This is a genomic window from Candidatus Litorirhabdus singularis, from assembly GCF_026262625.1.
Lineage (GTDB): Bacteria > Pseudomonadota > Gammaproteobacteria > Pseudomonadales > Halieaceae > Litorirhabdus > Litorirhabdus singularis.
This window is the reverse complement of sequence record NZ_SHNN01000002.1, coordinates 196,258-216,799: the sequence shown is the minus strand read 5'-3', so window position 1 is coordinate 216,799 and position 20,542 is coordinate 196,258. Positions and strand designations below refer to the sequence as shown.

At 55.8% G+C, this 20,542-nt stretch carries 19 protein-coding genes; 11 read left to right on the top strand and 8 right to left on the bottom strand.

What is annotated here, in order from left to right:
- Positions 1 to 2: 2 nt before the first annotated feature.
- Genes pxpB through alr form a run of 5 tightly spaced genes read left to right on the top strand, consistent with a single transcriptional unit; the run spans position 3 to position 4,431 of the window.
- Positions 3 to 683 carry a 5-oxoprolinase subunit PxpB gene (pxpB, locus tag EYC98_RS09360; protein ID WP_279245084.1) on the top strand — a complete coding sequence of 227 codons (681 nt, stop codon included), beginning with the start codon at positions 3 to 5 and terminating at the stop codon, positions 681 to 683.
- Positions 680 to 1,618 carry a 5-oxoprolinase subunit C family protein gene (locus EYC98_RS09355; RefSeq protein WP_279245083.1) on the top strand — a complete coding sequence of 313 codons (939 nt, stop codon included), beginning with the start codon at positions 680 to 682 and terminating at the stop codon, positions 1,616 to 1,618. The genes pxpB and EYC98_RS09355 overlap by 4 nt, the downstream gene beginning before the upstream one ends.
- Positions 1,611 to 2,474: a glutamate cyclase domain-containing protein gene (locus tag EYC98_RS09350; RefSeq protein ID WP_279245082.1), complete on the top strand. Its 864-nt coding sequence runs from the start codon at positions 1,611 to 1,613 to the stop codon at positions 2,472 to 2,474. Before EYC98_RS09355 ends, EYC98_RS09350 begins: the two co-directional genes overlap by 8 nt.
- Positions 2,471 to 3,328: a D-amino acid aminotransferase gene (locus tag EYC98_RS09345; protein ID WP_279245081.1), complete on the top strand. Its 858-nt coding sequence runs from the start codon at positions 2,471 to 2,473 to the stop codon at positions 3,326 to 3,328. Before EYC98_RS09350 ends, EYC98_RS09345 begins: the two co-directional genes overlap by 4 nt.
- Complete coding sequence (gene alr / locus EYC98_RS09340; protein WP_279245080.1) at positions 3,328 to 4,431, top strand: alanine racemase; 1,104 nt, start codon at positions 3,328 to 3,330, stop codon at positions 4,429 to 4,431. Before EYC98_RS09345 ends, alr begins: the two co-directional genes overlap by 1 nt.
- Here alr and EYC98_RS09335 read toward each other — a convergent pair.
- Positions 4,428 to 5,204 carry a glucose 1-dehydrogenase gene (locus EYC98_RS09335; RefSeq protein ID WP_279245079.1) on the bottom strand — a complete coding sequence of 259 codons (777 nt, stop codon included), beginning with the start codon at positions 5,202 to 5,204 and terminating at the stop codon, positions 4,428 to 4,430. The two genes, alr and EYC98_RS09335, sit on opposite strands and share 4 nt — an antisense overlap.
- Positions 5,205 to 5,371: 167 nt before the next feature.
- Between EYC98_RS09335 and EYC98_RS09330 the strand changes: the two genes are divergently transcribed.
- Positions 5,372 to 6,100, top strand: a complete 729-nt coding sequence (locus EYC98_RS09330) for a DUF1499 domain-containing protein (RefSeq protein ID WP_279245078.1) — start codon at positions 5,372 to 5,374, stop codon at positions 6,098 to 6,100.
- A 2-nt stretch (positions 6,101 to 6,102) separates the two neighbouring features.
- On the top strand, positions 6,103 to 7,149 hold the full coding sequence (locus EYC98_RS09325) for a S1C family serine protease (protein ID WP_279245077.1): 1,047 nt from the start codon (positions 6,103 to 6,105) through the stop codon (positions 7,147 to 7,149).
- A 27-nt stretch (positions 7,150 to 7,176) separates the two neighbouring features.
- Here the strand turns inward: EYC98_RS09325 and EYC98_RS09320 are convergent, their stop codons facing one another.
- Positions 7,177 to 7,926: an SDR family NAD(P)-dependent oxidoreductase gene (locus EYC98_RS09320; RefSeq protein WP_279245076.1), complete on the bottom strand. Its 750-nt coding sequence runs from the start codon at positions 7,924 to 7,926 to the stop codon at positions 7,177 to 7,179.
- Positions 7,927 to 8,149: 223 nt separating this feature from the next.
- On the opposite strand from EYC98_RS09320, the gene EYC98_RS09315 reads away from it, so the two are divergent.
- The 3 genes from EYC98_RS09315 (at position 8,150) to EYC98_RS09305 (ending at position 11,028) form a co-directional block, all read left to right on the top strand.
- The gene (locus tag EYC98_RS09315; protein WP_279246060.1) at positions 8,150 to 9,331 is read left to right on the top strand and encodes an acyl-CoA dehydrogenase family protein; all 1,182 of its coding nucleotides are present in this window, start codon (positions 8,150 to 8,152) and stop codon (positions 9,329 to 9,331) included.
- An 8-nt stretch (positions 9,332 to 9,339) separates the two neighbouring features.
- A complete protein-coding gene (locus tag EYC98_RS09310; RefSeq protein WP_279245075.1) occupies positions 9,340 to 10,479 on the top strand; it encodes an acyl-CoA dehydrogenase family protein in 1,140 nt (379 codons plus the stop codon).
- Positions 10,480 to 10,596: 117 nt separating this feature from the next.
- On the top strand, positions 10,597 to 11,028 hold the full coding sequence (locus tag EYC98_RS09305) for a universal stress protein (RefSeq protein ID WP_279245074.1): 432 nt from the start codon (positions 10,597 to 10,599) through the stop codon (positions 11,026 to 11,028).
- Positions 11,029 to 11,074: 46 nt separating this feature from the next.
- Here EYC98_RS09305 and EYC98_RS09300 read toward each other — a convergent pair whose 3' ends face one another.
- The 4 genes from EYC98_RS09300 to EYC98_RS09285 form a co-directional block, all read right to left on the bottom strand.
- Positions 11,075 to 12,430 carry a sodium-dependent transporter gene (locus tag EYC98_RS09300; protein ID WP_279245073.1) on the bottom strand — a complete coding sequence of 452 codons (1,356 nt, stop codon included), beginning with the start codon at positions 12,428 to 12,430 and terminating at the stop codon, positions 11,075 to 11,077.
- Between the two features lie 56 nt (positions 12,431 to 12,486).
- Positions 12,487 to 13,659 (bottom strand): acetyl-CoA C-acetyltransferase, encoded by a 1,173-nt coding sequence (locus EYC98_RS09295; protein ID WP_320415548.1) that lies wholly within the window; start codon positions 13,657 to 13,659, stop codon positions 12,487 to 12,489.
- Positions 13,660 to 13,736: 77 nt separating this feature from the next.
- A complete protein-coding gene (locus tag EYC98_RS09290; RefSeq protein ID WP_279245071.1) occupies positions 13,737 to 15,527 on the bottom strand; it encodes an aminopeptidase P family protein in 1,791 nt (596 codons plus the stop codon).
- Positions 15,528 to 15,532: 5 nt separating this feature from the next.
- Positions 15,533 to 16,609, bottom strand: a complete 1,077-nt coding sequence (locus tag EYC98_RS09285; protein WP_279245070.1) for an MBL fold metallo-hydrolase — start codon at positions 16,607 to 16,609, stop codon at positions 15,533 to 15,535.
- Between the two features lie 183 nt (positions 16,610 to 16,792).
- Here EYC98_RS09285 and ppdK point away from each other — a divergent pair, with 183 nt between their 5' ends.
- The gene (gene ppdK, locus EYC98_RS09280) at positions 16,793 to 19,399 is read left to right on the top strand and encodes a pyruvate, phosphate dikinase (protein ID WP_279245069.1); all 2,607 of its coding nucleotides are present in this window, start codon (positions 16,793 to 16,795) and stop codon (positions 19,397 to 19,399) included.
- A gap of 40 nt (positions 19,400 to 19,439) precedes the next feature.
- On the opposite strand, the gene EYC98_RS09275 is transcribed toward ppdK, so the two are convergent.
- Together EYC98_RS09275 and EYC98_RS09270 are read right to left on the bottom strand one after the other, a co-directional pair.
- Complete coding sequence (locus EYC98_RS09275; protein ID WP_279245068.1) at positions 19,440 to 19,619, bottom strand: rubredoxin; 180 nt, start codon at positions 19,617 to 19,619, stop codon at positions 19,440 to 19,442.
- Between the two features lie 176 nt (positions 19,620 to 19,795).
- On the bottom strand, positions 19,796 to 20,542 hold the full coding sequence (locus EYC98_RS09270) for a type II secretion system protein N (RefSeq protein ID WP_279245067.1): 747 nt from the start codon (positions 20,540 to 20,542) through the stop codon (positions 19,796 to 19,798).

The window sequence follows — 20,542 nt, the reverse complement described above, 5'->3', positions numbered from 1 at the left end:
GCGTGCTGGAGATACACAGCGCCGGCGAAAACGCAGTTATGGTTTACCTGGGCGAAGGTCAGAGCCCGGAGGTCTCCGCAAGGGTGCAACAGGCCTGCAAGGACATTGAGGTGGCCCTGGGCGCGGACCTGATTGATCTGGTGCCCTCCTACGCTTCCGTTCTGGTTATCTACCAACCTCTGACTACCGATCACCTCAGCGTGCACAGCCGCGTCCGGCTGGCTCTTATAGCAACACAATCGACAGCCCCGGATAGCGGCCGTCTGGTGCACCTGCCGGTCTGGTATGACCACGAGTCCGGTCCCGATCTGCAGAGTCTGGCTGAAACAGCCGGGCTGACGCCAGAACAAGTCATCGATATTCATCAGGCGACAGAGTATCGCGTTTACGCCATTGGCTTTGCCCCAGGGTTTGCCTACCTCGGTGAGGTCGATCCACGCATAGCGACTCCCCGCAAGACCACGCCCCGACAAAAAGTACCGGCCGGCGCAGTCGCCATCGCTGATGCGCAAACTGCCGTTTACCCGGCGCCATCCCCGGGCGGCTGGAATCTTATCGGACTTTGCCCACAACCTATGTTCGACCCGAATAACGAACCTAATATGCCTGTTAGCGTTGGCGACCGGGTACGTTTTGAAGCCGTCAGTCGCCAGCGCTATCTGGAATTGGGAGGCCAGCTATGACCGGACTGCGAGTGCTGCAACCGGGCATGCTAAGCCTATTGCAGGACGGTGGACGCTTTGGCCAGCATCGGCTGGGGCTCACCTGTGGTGGACCACTGGATCTGCCCGCACAGCGCTGTGCCAATGCGCTACTGCACAACCCGCTGGACACCACCGCATTAGAAATCAGCTTCGGTGGCCTGCAGCTTGAGGTCTTGCACGACACCATGATCGCCGTGACGGGCGGTGACAGCCCCTTTACCATCAACGGCGCAGAGCGGGAAATATGGCGTAGCCACGCAGTCCGCGCCGGAGACATGCTCGGCTTTGGCTTTGCCAGACGATTCTGTCGCTGCTATCTGGCAGTCGCGGGTGGCTTCACCGTAACACCCCAGTTTGGCAGTACCTCCACAGTACCGCGCGAAGGCATCGGCGGTTTGAACGGCAATCGTCTCGCCAAGAACGATGTGCTGCCTTGCGTTCAAACCGCAGCGCGGCCGTGCCTGAACCTGCCGATTGAGCAGCGCCCGCACTACAGTGACCAGATTCAAGTCCGGGTTATACCAGGCTATCAACAGCAGCAGTTCAGCCGCCTGCAACAGCGGCGTTTTTTCAGCGCTCGGTATCAGGTTACAGACCGTGCCGATCGCATGGGCTATCGCCTGCACGGCCCTGCCATAAGCTGTGATATTGAGGGCATCCTGTCGGAGGGTATCTGTCACGGTGCCATTCAGATTCCAGCTGATGGTCAACCCATCGTGCTGCTTAACGATCGTCAGACCATCGGTGGTTATCCTAAAATAGGCTCGGCACTATCGCTGGATACCGCACTGCTAGGCCAACTGATGCCCGGCGCCGAAGTTAGCTTTACCGCAGTCACCCAGTACACCGCACACAACGCACTGCACCTTGCCGCCAGCCGCTATAGTCGACTGCAGGCGCTGCCCTGTGAGTGAACAAACTGCACTGAGCGAGGAGCAGCTGAGTCCGGCGATCGAAGAGCTACTGGTTGCACGTAATCCGCGCGGCATGGCCAGTATTCGTAATGTTCTGCCAGCGGGATATTACGCTCGCGCGGCGCGGGTGCTTAATACGGTCCGTGGCACGGTACTTATCGGCACCGGTTTCCCCGTACTAGACACCTTTGAAACCGATGGCCCGGTGGGCGCCATAGCGCTCTATCAAACTCTCCAGGCTATCGGCGCGCACCCTGTCCTCGTCTGTGGCCCACCGCTGTCCCGCGTTTTGAAACAGAATTACCGGGTTCATGAAATTGCGGTCGGTGGCCGCAATTCAAGACAGGCAGAGGCAAGTGCGGCCTTGCAACTCTGGCAGCCCGAAGCGATTGTTTCCATTGAGCGCCCCGGGCTATCAGCCCGCGGCCATTACAGTAATATACGTGGCGAAGACATCAGTGAGCGCTGCGCCTGTTTCGACGATTTCCTTAACCAGGCCAGCTGCCCGACGATTGCCATCGGTGATGGTGGCAATGAAATAGGTATGGGCAATGTGCACGAGCATCTACTCAATTTCGACATAGAACCAACAATAACCTGTTGCGACGAACTGCTGGTGGCCGATGTATCTAACTGGGGCGCGCTAGGGCTTATAGCTATAATTGGGTATTGGCAGGGACAGGACCTGCTTGGCACACTCTCTACTCGCAACACCCTTGCCTACCTGTCTGCCCACGGCAGTGTCGATGGCGTTACCCGGCAAAACACCTTGACGGAAGATGGTCTTCCTGTCGAAACTGGCGAGTCGGTGTTGCTGCAACTGCGTAAGATGACTGGGTTTGGAGACCTGCTATGAGTATTGTATATCTGGACGGCGATTACCTGCCGATGGCTGAAGCTCGCATTTCACCGATGGACCGGGGGTTTCTCTTTGGCGACGGCATCTATGAGGTTATACCCTCTTACGGCGGGCGCATGGTGGGTTTCAAAGCTCACATCGAGCGTATGCAAGAGGGCCTGAAGGCTATTGATATCAACCTAGACTTCAGTGCCCAGCAATGGCGGACACTGTGCGAACAGCTGATCGAACACAACGGCGGCGGCGACCTGGGCATCTACCTGCATGTCAGCCGAGGCGCAGATACCAAACGCTCTCATGCCTACCCTGAAGGCATCACACCGACGCTGTTCGCATTCTCCTTTGATATCCCACCGGCACCCGTGGCTGATAAATCGGCCACCAAATGCTACTCAGTGACCACCGCCGAAGACTTGCGCTGGAAACGCTGCAACATCAAATCAACGGCTCTGCTTGGCAATGTAATGCATTTCAACCAAAGCTATCGTGGCGGTAATAATGAAACTATTCTCTACAATAACGCTGGCGAGCTCACTGAAGCCAGCGCTTGCAACGTGTATATAGTCAAGGACGGCGTTGTCATTACTCCGCCAACCGACCACCAGATATTGCCGGGTGTTACGCGCCTGCTGCTGCTCAATATGCTGCGCGCAGACGGTGAAATCTCCGTGCTGGAGCGCGATGTGACATTAGCAGAGCTACGCAATGCCGATGAAGTCTGGCTGTCGAGTTCTACCAAGGAAGTTGCCCCGGTCACCGAGGTCGATGGGAAAGCCATCGGGAACGGTGAACCGGGAGATGTATGGCTGCGGGCACAGACCTTGTTTAGCCAACACAAGTACGCCTACTGATGAGCCGCCCGACTCGCGCCATTATCGATCTGACCGCGCTGCGCCACAACTATGAACTGGCACAGCAGCTGACGGGCGGCGGCTTGGCCATGCCCATAGTCAAAGCCAATGCCTATGGCCACGGCGCCATATTAGTTGCCTCGCAACTCGATACCATGGCTCCGGCATTTGGGGTGGCCTGTATTGAAGAAGCCATGGAACTCAGAGCGGCTGGCATCAACTCACCCATTTTACTGCTGGAGGGATTCTTTTCAGAGGATGAACTGCAGCTGGCAGCACAACACAATTTCTGGCTGATGGTACAGAATCGCAATCAACTGGCGGCGCTGGCTACTGTCAAACCCGCCACGCCGCTCACGGTCTGGTTGAAGCTCGACACCGGTATGCACCGACTCGGTTTTGATCCAGCACAGGCGGCACGCCTGCACGCCGAATTACAGTCCATGCCAGCGGTAGCCGATAATATTGTAATAGCTACCCACTTTGCCTGCGCGGATGACCTCGACAATACATTTACCGACCAGCAGATAGCTCAGTTCCAACGACATACACAGGCGTTGAATACCCTCTCCAGCTTAGCTAACTCACCGGCGCTGTTAGGCTGGCCACAGGCTCGCTCAGACTGGAATCGGCCAGGCTTTATGCTCTACGGCCAGTCCCCCTTCTCTCACGACCACCCACTGGCGAGCCGATTAAAGCCGGTAATGACGTTTCGCTCAGAAGTCATGGCCCTGCGTGAGATCGTAGCCGGCGATAGCGTTGGCTACGCCAATAGCTGGACTGCGCAGCGTAATAGTCGCATTGCCACAGTGCCAGTAGGCTATGGGGATGGTTATCCGCGCCATGCGGCCAATAGTACCCCGGTACTGATCAACGGTCAGCGCGCACGTCTGGTCGGCAGAGTGTCTATGGACCTGATTACGGTGGACGTTACCGACCTGGGGCCGGTAGCTATCGGCGACGAGGTAATTCTGTGGGGCAAGGATTTGAGCGCCAATGAAGTCGCCAGCTATGCCGACACCATTGGCTACGAGATTCTGACTCGACTGCACAATCGCGTGCCGCGAGTCATCGCGACAAGCCAGGCACCTGTGCCGAGCTAAACTCGAGGCGTAGGCGGAGTGATAGTGGCGGCGTTGTCGATCACCATTTCGGCGCCGTTCACAAACCCCGACTCGTCTGAGGCGAGGTACAGCACCAGATTGGCAATATCGGTTGGTTCACACATGGGTACAGCCGCCGCTATGGCATCGATTTCTTCCTGCGTTGCCGTATCGCGCCCCGACATAACTTTTGCCACCATCGGCGTTTTCACACCGTCTGGGTGAATAGAATTGCAGCGAATACCATTGGCCTGCTCGCGACAGTACAAGGCAACGCTCTTGGTCAGTGCGGCAACCGCTCCCTTGCTAGCGCTATAGGCGATGATGAAAGACATTCCATGCAGTGCAGCGACTGAAGACATATTAATAATCGAACCGCCGCCGCCGCAAGCTTCCATAGCTGGAATCGCATGCTTACAACCCAGAAATACGCCTTCGCTGTTAACCGCATTAGTCAGGCGAAAGCTCTCCAAATCAGTATCAACCACACTGCCCATCGTCATCAGACCCGCATTATTCACCAGGATATCGAGCCTGCCAAAATGCTCCAGAGTGCGCTCCACGACCAGCTTCCAGTTATCTTCATCGGTCACATCATGGCGGATAAACAACGCGTTCTCGCCAATACTTTTGGCAGCGGCCATCCCGTCCTTCTCATTCAGATCGGTCAGCACGACCTGTGCGCCCTGTTGTGCCAGTAACACTGCATCCGCGCGACCCATACCGCTGGCCGCACCAGTCACGATCGCCACCTTGCCTTTGACTCGGTCCATTTTCGATTTTACTCCATCACGATGAGGGCGACAGTAGACCATCGACTGCTTGCGGCCGCAATATCGACTACGGTCATTCCATGAGCAAATGGGGGCATCGGTGCCTGCATCTAGGCATTAGCTGATGACAAAGGTATGCTACCCGCTTTACGTACTGGAAATTAGCCATGGATAAGCCGACCGAACCTTCTAACAAGATCCGCTGGGTCGGACGCAGCGGTTTATTCCTACTGCTGATGTTGCCGTTTTCGGTCATCGGCATCCGCGTCGGCTTGCTCGATTTCAGTATCGGGCTGCCCCTGTTTGCCCTCAGCTGCCTTGGCTGCCTGCTGATATTAATTGGGCTGAGTGTGGTCAGTCTGATGCCCCGTTTCGCGCATAGACGGCGTCAGGCGATTCTCTGGTCGCTGCCGGTATTTCCGCCGGTATTGATATTCGGTGCGCTAATGGGCTCGGCGGGCGACTACCCGGCAATACACGATATTTCTACCGACGTCGACGATCCCCCCGCGTTTACCTCAGCCGCCACTAAAATCCGTCCCATTGGCACTAACCCTGTAGTCATCAATCCGGAGGCAATCGCTATTCAGCGCGAGGCGTATCCAGATCTTGCCACTATCATTACCGACGAATCGCCCGCTGAAGCCTTTGAGCACGCCAGCCGGGTCGCCGAATCACTGGATTGGGTAATTTATAACAGCGAACCTCATATTGGCGTGATAGAGGCCTCCTACCAGTCTTTCTGGTTCGGCTTCACTGATGATATCCACATCCGCATCCGCGCCTCTGAGGCAGGAACAGAAGTGGACCTGCGTTCGGTATCACGCGTCGGCGTCAGTGACCTTGGCGCCAATGCCAATCGTATTCGCGCCTTCGGTCAACGCTACCAACCCTGAGCATGGCTCGACCTATACTGCTAAGCCTGCTGCTGCTAATGCCAGTGTGGGCGGCAGCGGCGCCCGACTACCTCAGCTTCCATACGGAAGATGAGGCTAACACCATGGAGATTTACCAGAAAGCCAGTCCGGCCGTGGTTCACGTCACCAATAAAACGCTGCGTCGCAGCCTGTTCTCGCACAATGTTGAAGAAATCCCGCGTGGCTCTGGTACCGGCATCGTATGGGATAAGAACGGGCTTATCGTGACAAATTTCCATGTCATTCAGGGCGCCAATCGTATCCTTATCGAACTACAGGATCGCTCCGAATGGAGCGCAGAAGTCATTGGTGTGGCGCCGGAGAAAGACCTGGCCGTTTTGCGTATTGAAGCGCCTGCCGAACGGTTAAATCAGATCCCGCTAGGTGACTCACTAGAGCTTGAGGTGGGCAGAAAAGTGATTGCCATCGGCAATCCCTTCGGGCTCGATACTACGCTGACCACAGGCGTTGTAAGCGCACTTGGGCGCGAGATAGGCGCGGTTAACGGCCGTAAAATTCGCAACGTGATACAAACTGATGCCGCCATTAATCCGGGCAACTCCGGCGGCCCACTACTCAACTCACTCGGTCAGCTGATTGGCGTTAACACTGCCATCTATAGTCCCAGCGGTGGTAGTGCCGGTATCGGCTTTGCCATACCCATTAACACCGTCAGGGAAGTAGTCCCTCAGTTAATTAGCTACGGACGGCTGTTTCGACCGGTAATCGGTATCGAACTAGCCAGTGACCGCTGGCTCAGCCGACAACGCATTGAGGGTGTACCGATAGTGCGGGTGTTTCCAGGACTGCCCGCAGCCAATGCTGGCATGACCGGTGCATGGCGCAACGGCCGTGGCGAAGTGGTTCTGGGCGATATCATCGTGCAGATCGACGACACGACCATTAGTAACAGCGATGACTATCTCAGCTTTATGGAAAAGAAACGCCCGGGTGACTCAATCCTGATCACTACATGGCGCAACGGCGAGGAAAACCAGTTCCGACTGACGCTGGCAGAGCCGCAATAGAACAGCGGCTATTTGACGCAGCGGCTATCAGGCTAGCGTTCCGCCATCCATGCGTATCGATTCACCGGTAATATGGGCGCCATCTTCAGAGGCAAGCATCGCAATGACACCAGCCACTACTTCAGGGCCCTTGGGCCCGTTCAGTGAGCTTATACGCGTCAATAGTGCCGGGTCCATATTGGCCGGCATACTGATATCAAACGTCATATTGGTCTTTATATCACCCGGGCATACTGCGTTGGCCCGCACCCCTTGCTTGGCATACTCCACTGCAATAGAGCGCGTCATGGCCAGCACGCCACCTTTGGTGGCTGAGTAAGCCGCACCCCACGGCAGACCCGCCAAAGCCGCGGTAGAAGCCGCGTTAACGATATTGCCCTGACTCTCTATTAAATGCGGCAGTGCGGCACGGCACAGCAGAAACGTGCCGGTAAGATTAATGCCGATGACCTGATTCCAGGCCTCTAGACTCATCTCATGGGTCCATTCAAACTTGAGCAGGCCCGCCATATGCACTAACACCGAGAGACTTCCGTAAGCCTCGACACAGGCCGCAACGCAAGCCTCCACCTGTGCCTCATCGCTGACATCACAGCGCTGTGGCTTTGCCATGCCCCCCGCCTCGGTAATCAGTGCTGCGGTTTCGGTGGCACTCTCGAGGTTCAAATCCACACAGAAAATACTACCTCCCTCGGCCGCCAATCGCTGCGCTGCGGCGCGGCCGATGCCACTACCTGCGCCGGTAACCAGGACTACCTTTCCAGTGAATCTTTGCATAACAGGCCTTTCCTTTTTTTACTTATGAAACAATAGCTTGCACGTGACACCTAACAGGGTCAACCGGTCGCTGCTGGCGCGTCATGATGGTACAGACAGCTATACCCGGTCAACGCACCGTAGCTGACCGAAAATGTTAACATTCGGGCCGATTTAACACTTAACCAACGGCTACGCCCAGAGTAACCTGAGCGCCGTTTAAAAGGATCTAGCAGGTATGTCGATGGAGTCTCTCGATCAATTTCGCAGTGAAGTTCGCCAATGGCTCGCGGACAATTGCCCGGTATCCCAGCGCACGCCGGCTCAACCCGGTGAGCAATACTGGGGCGGTCGTCGCGCAGAATTTCCCAACGCGGACGCTCAGCTCTGGTTTGAGCGCATGCGTGACAAGGGCTGGACAGCGCCGGAGTGGCCCGCCGAGTATGGCGGAGGCGGTCTTGACGAGGCCCAGGCCAAGATTCTCAAAGATGAAATGAAAGCCATTGCCGCAAGGCCGCCCTTGGTCAGTCTGGGCATCTGGATGCTGGGGCCCGCCCTGCTGGAATACGGCAATCAGCAGCAGAAAGAAAAGTACCTGACCGCGATTGTCCGTGGTGAGCATCGCTGGTGCCAGGGCTACAGCGAACCGGGCTATGGTTCTGACCTGGCCGGCGTGCAATGTCGAGCCGAAGACAAAGGTGATCATTACCTGGTCAACGGCAGTAAAATATGGACCAGCCGTGCCGACGTGGCGGACTGGATATTCTGCCTGGTACGCACCAATACCGATGCTATCAAGCAGGAAGGTATCAGCTTTTTGCTCATCGACATGGAAACTGAAGGTATTAGCACTTCGCTGATCGAATTAATCTCCGGCGAGTCGGAGTTTTGCCAAACGTTTTTTGACAATGTCAAAGTGCCGAAGGAAAACCTGGTCGGTGAAGCGGACAAAGGCTGGTCTGTGGCCAAATCACTGCTCAAGCACGAGCGTAAACTGATGTCCGAGATGGGAACCGATATACCCTCGGTAGATCCGCGCACCATCGCCCGCGACTATGTCAGTTATAACGCCGAGGGAAAAATCGCCAACAGCGAAATCAGACGTCAACTGGCTGAATACGACATGTATATTCAGGCCGTAGGGCTCACCCACTTTCGTGGGTTTGAAGAGCGCATGCACAACATTCAGGGCAACTCGCCGCTGATCATGAAGTACGTGGGCACCGAAGCCGAGCGCCTTAAGGGCGAAGCACTGTTGGCGCTGATGGGTAGCTCGGCTCTAGGCTGGGAGGGCGACGAATTTAGCGCCACCGAAAAACAGGCACTGCGCCAATGGGCGATGTCCAAAACTCTGACCATTGCTGGAGGCACTCACGAAATCCAGCTTAATATTATTGCCAAGCGCATTCTCCAACTGCCGCAATAGGAATCACCATGTCTCTTGTATTGAATGAAGAACAAACCCTGCTGCAAAGCACTGCGCGTGACTTCCTGCTCACCAACTCACCGGTGGATGAATTCCGCAAGCTGCGCGACAGTCGCGATGCGCTGGGCTACTCAGCTGAGTTATGGCAGCAAATTGCCGACCTCGGCTGGGCCGGCATTATCATCCCAGAGCAATACGGCGGACTTGAGTTCGGCTTCCAGGGTCTGGCGGCTATTATCGAAGAAACCGGACACACGCTATTAGCGTCGCCCCTGATTAGTAGCTCAGTGCTGAGCGCCTCGGCGCTGGTGTTAGGCGGCAATGAAAAACAGAAGAACGATTTTCTGCCACAGCTGGCTAACGGCTCCATAACGTTAGCGCTGGCGCTCGAAGATGGCAATCATCATGATCCACTGGGTGTCACCACCAGCGCCAATCCCAGTGACGGCGGCTGGCTTGTTAACGGCCGCAAAGTATTTGTCATGGATGGCCACAGTGCCGATCAATTGATCCTTGTGGCTCGCACCAGTGGTGCCGCAGGTGAGAGCCAGGGGCTGTCCCTGTTTCTGGTTGATGCAGCAAGCGCTGGCATCACCCGCACTCGTACCACCATGGTAGATGGCCGAAATGCCGCCAATATCGAACTTGAGAATGTCGCAGTCGGCGCTGATCAGTTACTCGGCACGGTAGATGACGGCTGGACGATTCTGGAACCAGTGCTGGACCGCGGGCGCATCGCACTTGCCGCCGAACTGCTAGGCAGTGCCTGGGAGGCCTTTAACCGCACGGTTGAATATCTCAAGGAGCGTGAACAGTTCGGGGTCAAAATCGGCAGCTTTCAGGCGCTGCAACACCGAGCTTCCATCATGTACACGGAACTGGAACTGAGCAACTCAGTGGTTATGCACGCAGCCTCTGCGGTTGATGATGACCCTGCCGGCCTGCCCGCTATCGCCAGCCTGGCCAAGGCGCGTATGAACGATGTCTCCAAGCTGGTCACCAACGAGGCGGTGCAAATGCACGGCGGGATTGGCGTTACCGATGAACTTGATATCGGCTTGTTTCTGAAACGTTCTCGCGTCGCTATGCAGCTGCTGGGGGACTCGGGCTATCACAAAGACCGCTACGCAACTCTCAACGGGTACTAGGCGCCCACGACAGGCTTTGTCGACGCAGGCGAAGTTTGTTTGATATGCGTCAAGACAAGTGCGCCGCAGCGCGCCATAATGACGGCTGAAGCTCACCAAGGCGCGAGGTTAACCCGCATGTCGCTCTACCAAAAAGTTCTGGTCGCAGTAGATTCATCAGAAGAAGCTATTCAAGTGTTACAGGCAGCCCGTGACGTGCCCGGGATTGAAAACGCGAATGTGGAAGTTATCCACATCGCGGATAGGCCTCAGGCCGCTTACGGCCAGTGGATTGTCTACCTACCCATCAGTGAAAGCGATCTACAGCAAAAGCTATTGGAACGGCTACAACAACGGGTGGAAGCCTCCGGCCTCAACGCGGACTCGGTGCGGGTCGAATTTGGCCGGTCCAGCGACCGAATACTGGAAGAAGCCGGGAATCAGCATACGGATCTCATTGTGGTTGGCAGCCATGGCCGACACGGCATCAAACTGGTACTTGGCTCAACCGCCAACGCTATCTTGCATCGTGCCAAGTGCGACGTGCTGGCAGTGCGCATCGCCGAGTAGGCGTCGCCGATAAGCTAGAGGGCCAAAGCGCTGGGACAGCCCGTTGTCACCAGGCGATACCACGCACAAAGATGATAAGCACGGCTGGCGGCACCAGGTAGCGCAGTAAAAAGTGCCACAGGGCAAACATGCGTTGACTGCGAAAGCCAAGTTCTTCAGTCAACATCTCGCGGGATAGAAACCAGCCCACAAACAGCGCAATCATCAGACCACCCAACGGCAACAGAATCTGATTGGAGAAGTAATCCAGAACCCCGTTCAGATCACGCCCGTAAATCGTGAAATCTGACAGCACATTATAAGACAACACGCTGATGCTGCTGATTGCAGCGATAACCACCACTACCAGTAACGCACTCTTATGCCTGTCATAACCCCGATAATCTTCCATCCAGGCCGTGATTGACTCTACCAGGCCAACCATAGATGTAATGCCCGCCACCGAAATCAGCAGAAAAAACAACACACCAAAGAGATACCCTCCGGGCATTTGAGCGAACGCTACCGGTAGCGTCTGGAATATCAGCCCGGGACCTGCCGCAGGGTCCAACCCATTGGCAAACACGGCGGGAAATATCACCAGTCCCGCCAGAATTGCCACCAGCGTATCGGCGATGACAATCATCAATACCGAGCGCGGAATCGAAACATGCTTTGGAAGATAAGCACCAAAGGTCATCATGCCGCCCATCGCCACACCAATCGAGAAAAACGCCTGACCGATTGCTGCCAGCAATACTTGCGGGGTTAACTTGCTAAAGTCAGGGGTAAACAGCCACACCAGTGCTTCGCGCATACCGCCGGCGAATACATTATAAACAGCCAGTAACACCAACAACCCGAACAGCGTGGGCATCATGATCTTCACGGCTTTTTCGATGCCTCCCTGGACTCCCGCGTAAATGATGTAACCGGTGAAACTCAAGCCCAACAGCGTCCACGCCATCATCCCCAGCGGGTCCTGTAGAATCTCGGTAAAATTGCTATTGGCCACCTGGGCATCGACGCCGACAAAGCCGGTGGTAACCGCCTTATATAGATACCAGAGCACCCACCCGACAATGACTGCATACACTATGACGATAGTGAAAGCGGCCAGCAGCCCCATGCCACCCACCCATCGCCACGCTGGGCTGCGCTTTGCGGCTAACGCCAGTCGTCGCATTGACTCAGGCGGGCTCATGCGTCCACTGCGGCCGATCATTAATTCAGCCATGACGATGGGAACACCAATCCCAAAGGCACAGGCCAGGTACACCAGCACAAAGGCTGCACCGCCGTTTTCCCCAGCGACATAGGGGAAGCGCCAAATATTGCCAAGGCCCACCGCAAAACCTACGGTGGCCATTAAAAAACCAAAACGAGACGACCACTGTTCGTGGCCGCTACCGGCTACTGCCATTTTATTATTCTCCGGCTAATCAGTAGCCATGCTAACAGAACGAACCGCAATGCGGGTTAAACACGCTCCACAATGGTGCCGTTGGCAGTGCCACCGCCTTCACAGATAGCCAGTAATCCGTAGCGCTTACCTGTGCGGTGCAACTCATGGACCAGCGTCGTCATCAACTTGGCCCCGGTTCCGCCCAGTGGGTGGCCCAGAGCCTGCGCGCCGCCGTTGACATTGAGTTTATCCAGATCCGCGCCCAGAGCCTTGGCCCAGGACAATGGCACTGAACCAAAGGCTTCATTGACCTCAAACAAGTCAATGTCAGCCATGGTAAGACCCGCGCGTTCCAGTACTTTCTCGGTGGCCTTGATAGGACCTTCCAGCATAATCACCGGATCAGTACCCACTACCGAGAGCGCGGTGATTTTGGCTAACGGGGTGAGACCATATTTTTTAACCGCATCGGCGTTGGCTATCAGCACAGCAGAGGCCCCATCACAGATCTGCGAGGCAGTAGCGGCAGTCATTTTTCCGCCTTCTTGCAAGGGTTGCAGTCCACGCATGGCGTCCAGCGTAGAGTCCATGCGAATACCTTCATCCTGAGTGTGCATGACGCGGCTACCGTCTTCCAATTCCACTTCGATAGGCACTATCTCGCTATCAAAACGCCCTTCTTCTACCGCCTGCTTGGCCTTCATGTGCGAGGCAAAGGCAAACTGCACCAGTTCTTCACTACTAAGGTCATATTTCTTCGCCAACATTTCAGCACCGACGAACTGACTGAACTGAATACCGGGGTAGCGCTCACCCAGGCGTTCGCCGTAGGGTACACCGTGATCAGCCTTATAACCGTCGACAATACTGGCGCCAATCGGCACCTGACTCATGCTCTCAACACCACCGGCAACTACTACATCCTGGGTGCCCGACATCACCGCCTGAGCCGCAAAGTGCATGGCCTGCTGGCCAGAGCCACACTGACGATCGACCGAGGTGCCCGGCACCGATTCGCCCAAAACAGATGATAAACAGACGTTGCGCGCCACGTTACTGCTCTGCGCACCGACCTGGCTGACGCAGCCAAAGATCAGGTCATCCACCGCTTCTGGAGCAATGCCAACGCGCTCAACCAGGGCATCAACCACAATGGCGCCAAGATCAATAGGATGGACCTTCGAAAGACGACCGTTCTTGCGACCACCAGCACTACGCACAGCACCACATATAAAGGCTTCAGACATCATTTTCTCCTGTTTATCATTAAATAAATTGTAGGCGGCGCCCAGTTTATGTCGCTTTCAGGCCTATGGCCAGCGACTCATAGTGGCCTCGTAGTGCGCTCCAACCAGGTCAGATCATCACCGTCCAGCCGCGGCGACAAGACCGAGCAGACTCGGCTGTGATACTCATTCAGCCAGGTCAGCTCGGCGCCGGTGAGTAAATCACGATCTAGCAGCCGACGATCAAACGGCACCAGGGTCAGTGTCTCAAATGCCAACAGTTGTTTACCGCTATCGACCATCTCCCCTACCTCTATGACTACCAGCAGGTTTTCACAGCGCATGCCGTACTCTTCGCTCTTGTAATAACCGGGTTCGTCGCTAACCACCATACCCGGACGCAAAGCCACATCGCTGGCGCCTTTGCCGATACGCTGCGGCCCTTCATGCACGGAAAGAAAGCTGCCGACCCCATGGCCGGTACCATGTTCGTAATCCAGTCCTTGCTGCCAGAGGAACTGGCGCGCCAAAATATCCAGGCTTGCACCGCTAGTCCCCGCGGGAAAACGCGCCTGTGCCAGTGCAATACAGCCCTTAAGTACCAGCGTAAAACTACGTCGCACTTCTGCTGCCGGTTTCCCAATAGCGACGGTACGGGTTATATCGGTAGTGCCGTCAAGATATTGGCCGCCGCTATCAACCAGATAAACACTGTCCATACCCAATCGCGATGGCTCGCCGTTGAGATGGTTGTAATGCGCCATCGCAGCATTGCCGGCGGCCGCAGATATGGTGTCGAAGCTGGTTTCCTGAAACAGATCCTGCGCCGCACGATAACCAAAAAGCTGGTCAGAAAGCTGCGCCTCGTCATGCAGTCGCCCCGCTGCCACCTCTGCATCGAGCCACGCCAAAAACTGCACTTCCGCGACTGCATCGCGAATATGACAATCACGCATGCCCTGAACCTGCACTGGGTTTTTACAGGCTTTGGGGAGCTCTACCGGATCTGTGCCGACCAGGACTCTGGCGCCGCTCTTCTCCAATTGTTGCCGACTCCAGGCATTCGCCGCCTGCGCATCGTGTAACACCACTTTACCGCTTAAGCTCGCAAACACCTGCGCCAGCGAGGCTTCCTCAAAGACTTCTACGCCGGTACCTACGTGTTCAGCGAAACCCGCAGGTATTTTGTCAGGATCGCAAAAAAACTGCATCTCGCCGTTGGCATAAAGCAGACCGCTACCCAAAACCAGCGGTAGGCAGGGAATATCGCGACCTCTGATATTCAGCAGCCAGGCACAGGAATCCGCGGCGAAGATATAGGCCACATCTGCGCCGGCGGCGCGGATGGCGCTACCGATCTGCGCGCGTTTATCGGCACTCGCCTGACCTGTATACATTTCCTCCAGCAACATGGCGGGCTGGCTCTGCGGAACCGGCCGGTCCTGCCAGCATGTATCAATCAGATTGCGCTCCAGCGCTACCAATTCTTGCTCGCTGCGCGCCAAAGCCGACTGCGCTTGGAGCGCCCACGCCTGAGTATGCATGCGCGGGTCATAGCCGACTTTCTGCCCTGGGCTCAGCTGCGCCTTTAACCACTGCAACGGCGGCTCATCGATCAGGCTGTGAATTGAAAATAGCTGTTGCGACACCTGCTGCCGAACCTGCAGAGTGTAACGCCCATCGACAAATATCGCCGCCGACTCGCGCAGTACCACCACCGCTCCCGCGGAGCCGGAAAAGCCGCTTAGCCAGGCCATACGTTCGTTATAGGCCGGCAGATACTCGCCCAGGTATTCATCCGCACGGGGTACCAGCAATGCGTCCAGCTGTTGCTCGGCCATCTGGGCTCGCAATGACTCAAGACGGTCGCTATAAGGTTCCATATTCATAATAGTTAATCGAACTCCGCTGTTTCCGGCTTACGCGTATACCAATCAACGCCGTTAGCGTCGCGTTCTTGTTTGATACGACGCCGCCCCATCAAGCAGTTCAAATGGGCGAGGGTCTCGCCGGTCGCCATCTGGATAACGCCGCCATCTATCGGTCGCTTGAACAGGGCCGGAAAACAGTCTACTGCGCGACGCGGTTCCTCTAACCAATCATAGAGTTTGTCGAGATCATGCTCATGGGCCTCGATCAATTGGGTCAGGCGTACATGCAGTCCGTAGAACGGCGCCTGATGAGCGGGCAATACCAGCACATCGTCAGGCAACTGATCACGAATCCGGGCGTTGGACTGCAACCAGTCCTTGAGGGTATCGCCCCGTGGCTCGGTGGGGAACACGCTGACATTGGGCGTAATACGCGGCAACACCTGGTCACCAGAGATCAATAGCTTTAACGCTGGACAGTACAGGCACATGTGTTCTGGTGAATGCCCACTACCGACGACCAACTGCCAATACCGATTATTGATCGATATTGTTTCACCGTCCTTGAGACGGTAAAAGCTGTCCGGCAAAGCCGAGATAGCACGACCAAAACCCCCGAAACGTTTGCGGTAGGCGTCCAGTTGCGCTTCGTCAAAGCCGGCTGCCTGATAGAATCGAATCGCCACATCCGGCGCCTCGCGACCCGTATCGCCAGCCAGTGACCGGCACATCAAAAACTCCTCCCGCGACATCCATAATTCGGCATCAAACCGGCGTGTAATCCAGCCGGCAAGGCCCACATGGTCGGGATGCAAATGGGTGCAAATCACGCGCTTGACGGGTTTACCCTGCATAAAATCGCTAAACAGGTTTTCCCATTGCGCTCGGGCCCCAGGCAGATCCAGGCAGGTATCGACGACGGTCCAGCCATCATCATCTTCCAATAACCAAATATTAATGTGGTCCAAAGACATCGGCATCGCAAAGCGTACCCAGTAGACACCAGCCGCCACTTCGAACGGTTCACCAGGATTTACCTCAGGTTTGGCCCCATAGGGATATACCAGCCCCCTGACCTTCTCCGATTTTTCCTCTGGCATAACACAGCTCTCTGATCAACGATGCGCAAGCATATACAAATTCTGCGCCAGCCGCAGCTTCGCGTGCGCGAGGTTTTCCAGCAATAGCGTGACGGAGGCATCAATTCGCACAAAATTTGGACAGGCATTTTCAGCGGATTTTGCGCATACTAGACACCTTTTTTCAGCAAGCGGAAACTAACCATGGCAAAGCGGGTATACCTGTTCAACGAAGGCAGCAAAGATGACCGTGAATTGCTCGGCGGCAAAGGTGCCAATCTCTGTGAAATGACCAGCATGGGACTGCCCGTGCCCTTTGGATTCATTATTACAACGCCCACTTGCCGTGAATTTTTTGAAGGCGGTAACCGCCTGCCGCGACATTTGCAGACGGAATACAATGTGGCGTTGAAGCTGATAGAGGATCGCATGGGGAGTCTGTTTGGGGACCCTGACAACCCCCTGCTTTTTTCCGTACGTTCAGGTGCGCCCGTGTCTATGCCGGGCATGATGAACACTATTCTCAATCTCGGTATGAATGACGTCATCGCCGCTGGACTGGCGCGCAAGACTGGCAACCCTCGCTTCGCCTATGACTCTTATCGTCGTTTTATCCAGATGTTTGCCGATGTCGTACTGGGTATTGAGGGCGACGGCTTCGAGGAAGCCATCATCGATTACAAAAAAGAGCACAATAAAACGCTGGATACGGAAATGACAGCCGAGGACTGGCAGGCGATCATTGAAATCTACAAAGGTATGGTGAGTTTTCCTCAGGACCCGGCGGTGCAACTGCGGCAGGCTATCGAAGCGGTGTTTCTGTCCTGGAATACTCCCCGCGCCATTTTTTACCGCGAGATGAATAATATTCCCGACAGTATCGGTACAGCAGTCTGTGTCCAGGCCATGGTGTTTGGAAACTTCGGTGATGACTCCGGCTCGGGTGTGGCGTTTACCCGTAATCCCTCCACCGGCGATAAGCAGTTTTTTGGAGAATATCTGGTCAATGCGGCAGGCGAAGACGTCGTGGCCGGTATCCGCACGCCGCAACCGATCTCCAGCCTGGAGCAGCAGATGCCAGCTGTTTACAAGGAATTGTTCGCGACCCAGAAACGTCTTGAAGAACACTACAGCGACATGCAGGATATCGAATTTACCATTCAGCAGGGCAAGTTCTACATGCTGCAGACCCGGTCCGGTAAACGCACCGGGAGAGCCTCAGTCAAGATCGCAGTAGACATGGTGAACGAAGGACTGATCAGCGATAAAGAAGCGCTGATGCGTGTGTCGCCAGAGCACGTTGAATCATTTTTGCACCCCATGGTTGATCCCAGCGCCAAAACCGACATTGTCGCCAGTGGTATGCCCGCCAGCCCCGGTGGCGCCACCGGAAAGGTAGTGTTCTCGGCCGACGAAGCAGTGACGGTGGCCGCAGACGGCACCAAAGTACTGCTGGTCAGGCGTGAAACAACCCCAGAAGATATTCACGGGATGAAGGTCGCCGAGGGTATTCTCACAGAGCTGGGAGGCATGACCTCACACGCTGCGGTAGTTGCCCGAGGCATGGGTGTGTGCGCGATTACCGGCTGTGCTGAACTCACCATCAATTATGAACAGGGTACCGCCACTACAAACGATGGTGTGGTAATCAAGCGTATGGACACCATTACGCTCGATGGCGCTACCGGCGATGTCATGCTCGGTGATATCGCCAAAACCGCAGCTAGCGACAGCGACGACTTTCAGAAGTTGCTGGGCTGGGCGGACAAATATCGTCGCCTTGGGGTTCGCGCCAATGCTGAAACCGAAGAGGACGCCACCAAGGCTCGCGAACTTGGGGCCGAAGGTATCGGCTTGTGTCGTACCGAGCACATGTTTTTTGAAGCCGATCGCATTGACCACATACGCGGCATGATTCTCAGCGAGAATCGTGAGGAGCGACAGGTCTATCTGGACCGATTACTAGAGTTCCAGAAGGCCGATATGAAAGCGCTGTTCAGGGTCATGCATGACCTACCCGTCACCGTGCGTCTGCTAGACCCACCGCTGCATGAATTTTTGCCCCATGGGGACGAAGAGTTAGAAGCACTGGCCAAGCGCCTCGGTAAGCCCGCCGATAAAGTTCGAGAAATCAGCCAAAATCTGCAGGAAGTGAACCCCATGCTCGGCTTCCGGGGCTGCCGAATATCGGTTATCCACCCTGAAATTACTGAAATGCAGGTGGCTGCCATTATCGGCGCCGCGGTTGAGGCCCAACGCGATGGCCACAACCCCTACCCCGAAATTATGATTCCCCTGGTAGTTAACGTGCGCGAAATTCGCGCCATAACCGACGTCATCGAGAAAGTCATTATGGAGGTTCTGGCACGCGAGAAAGTGTCTATTCCGTATAAGATTGGCACCATGATGGAGACTCCCAGAGCTTGTCTGGGCGCGGAGCGCTTGGCCACAGCTGTGGAATTCATGAGCTTCGGCACTAACGACCTGACCCAGATGACCTACGGTTTTTCCCGGGATGATGTCGGCAAGTTCATTGCTGCCTACCTGGATCGAAAGCTGGTCGAAGATGATCCTTTTGTCACGCTAGACCAACGTGCAGTCGGTCGACTCATGAAAATTGCCATCGAAGACAGTAAGAAGCGCAAGAAAGGGATTAAGTACGGCATTTGCGGAGAACACGGGGGCGACCCGCGATCGATCCAGTTCTGCCACGACATTGGGCTGGACTACGTCAGCTGCTCACCCTTCCGGGTACCCGTAGCACGTATTGCTGCAGCCCAGGCTAACGTCGGTCCAAGCAGCAGCGAGTAGTCTTCATGCAGCCAGCGCAAGCTGGCTGCTGTATTCCAAGTTAGTCTTCCAACACGTCGAAATCGAACTTACTGATGCCACAATCAGGACATTCCCAGTCTTCGGGTACATCTTTCCACAGTGTGCCGGGGGGGATGCCGTCATCAGGCAGGCCAGCGGCTTCGTCGTAAATAAAACCGCAGATAACGCATTCGTATTTCTTGAAATCGGTGCTCATCATTCCCTCTATCTGTCAATGTCATGGTGTCCCCCGATAGTGCCTACTGCGGCGCCACCAGGCTCGTTTCGCGCAGCAGTATAGCTTACTCTCGCCGCCGGTTGATAGTGAGAGCAGCCGCACGCAGTGCTGCGGACAGTAGCCCTCTCTGCCTACTATATTATCGGTTACGCATGCGGCTAGGGGATCGGTGTATCCAACTTTATATGAAAACCTGACGCTGTGGGCGCAGCAAATAGACGCAGCGCATTACTTAGCCCAGGGCTAAGCGCATCAGGACTGCTAAGACGGGCATCGACCGTATACCGGTCGGGATATAGATTCGCTGTGCCCGCCACTTCAATCGGCCCCGACAGAGTCAGGATAGTGCTCTCGACCTGCCCTGGAGCCACCACCTGAAACTCCAGCGCGTAGTCACCCAGTCTTCCCACGGCGCCACCTGCAGACCAAGCCGCCTGCTGCCAAACCAGCGCACCGTCTCCTGCAGTGGGACGCGAATCCTCCAGTACCAGGTATTCCGTGCGCAGCGTCAAATTTCCCTGCAACTGCACCGGGAACCAGTGCTTCGCTATCTCGGCGGGAACCGTTATTACAGCGTCACGCAATTTTATGGTGCCACTCACGCCAACACTGATCTCGGCGTCAATACGTTGCTGGCCCCAACGTGTAGTCACCTTCACCCGCGGCGACAAAAGCAGCAAAGACCACGGTCTTAGTCGCCACTCTAGCTCACCCAGTTGCAATACGCCGCCAGCCAGAGGTACCGCCGCTGCAGCCGCACGCCCATTCCAGATGGTGCCACTAAACCCCGACAGCGAGACAGCCTGAGGCGCGACCCAATACCCCAGCAGACGCGCGGGAGCAGTCACCACGAGCAACAGTAATAACAAGACTGCCAATACCGGCAGCCAGCGTAACTTGATCAT

Bases quoted from the DNA above. Each gene is read 5' to 3' on its own strand.
- EYC98_RS09270 (WP_279245067.1), bottom strand. From the start codon at position 20,542: ATGATCAAGTTACGCTGGCTGCCGGTATTGGCAGTCTTGTTATTACTG.
- EYC98_RS09330 (WP_279245078.1), top strand. From the start codon at position 5,372: ATGGATAAGCCGACCGAACCTTCTAACAAGATCCGCTGGGTCGGACGC.
- EYC98_RS09355 (WP_279245083.1), top strand. From the start codon at position 680: ATGACCGGACTGCGAGTGCTGCAACCGGGCATGCTAAGCCTATTGCAG.
- EYC98_RS09310 (WP_279245075.1), top strand. From the start codon at position 9,340: ATGTCTCTTGTATTGAATGAAGAACAAACCCTGCTGCAAAGCACTGCG.
- EYC98_RS09300 (WP_279245073.1), bottom strand. From the start codon at position 12,430: ATGGCAGTAGCCGGTAGCGGCCACGAACAGTGGTCGTCTCGTTTTGGT.
- EYC98_RS09345 (WP_279245081.1), top strand. From the start codon at position 2,471: ATGAGTATTGTATATCTGGACGGCGATTACCTGCCGATGGCTGAAGCT.
- EYC98_RS09320 (WP_279245076.1), bottom strand. From the start codon at position 7,926: ATGCAAAGATTCACTGGAAAGGTAGTCCTGGTTACCGGCGCAGGTAGT.
- EYC98_RS09315 (WP_279246060.1), top strand. From the start codon at position 8,150: ATGGAGTCTCTCGATCAATTTCGCAGTGAAGTTCGCCAATGGCTCGCG.
- EYC98_RS09325 (WP_279245077.1), top strand. From the start codon at position 6,103: ATGGCTCGACCTATACTGCTAAGCCTGCTGCTGCTAATGCCAGTGTGG.
- EYC98_RS09275 (WP_279245068.1), bottom strand. From the start codon at position 19,619: ATGATGAGCACCGATTTCAAGAAATACGAATGCGTTATCTGCGGTTTT.
- EYC98_RS09295 (WP_320415548.1), bottom strand. From the start codon at position 13,659: ATGTCTGAAGCCTTTATATGTGGTGCTGTGCGTAGTGCTGGTGGTCGC.
- EYC98_RS09290 (WP_279245071.1), bottom strand. From the start codon at position 15,527: ATGAATATGGAACCTTATAGCGACCGTCTTGAGTCATTGCGAGCCCAG.
- alr (WP_279245080.1), top strand. From the start codon at position 3,328: ATGAGCCGCCCGACTCGCGCCATTATCGATCTGACCGCGCTGCGCCAC.
- EYC98_RS09335 (WP_279245079.1), bottom strand. From the start codon at position 5,204: ATGGACCGAGTCAAAGGCAAGGTGGCGATCGTGACTGGTGCGGCCAGC.
- ppdK (WP_279245069.1), top strand. From the start codon at position 16,793: ATGGCAAAGCGGGTATACCTGTTCAACGAAGGCAGCAAAGATGACCGT.
- EYC98_RS09305 (WP_279245074.1), top strand. From the start codon at position 10,597: ATGTCGCTCTACCAAAAAGTTCTGGTCGCAGTAGATTCATCAGAAGAA.
- EYC98_RS09285 (WP_279245070.1), bottom strand. From the start codon at position 16,609: ATGCCAGAGGAAAAATCGGAGAAGGTCAGGGGGCTGGTATATCCCTAT.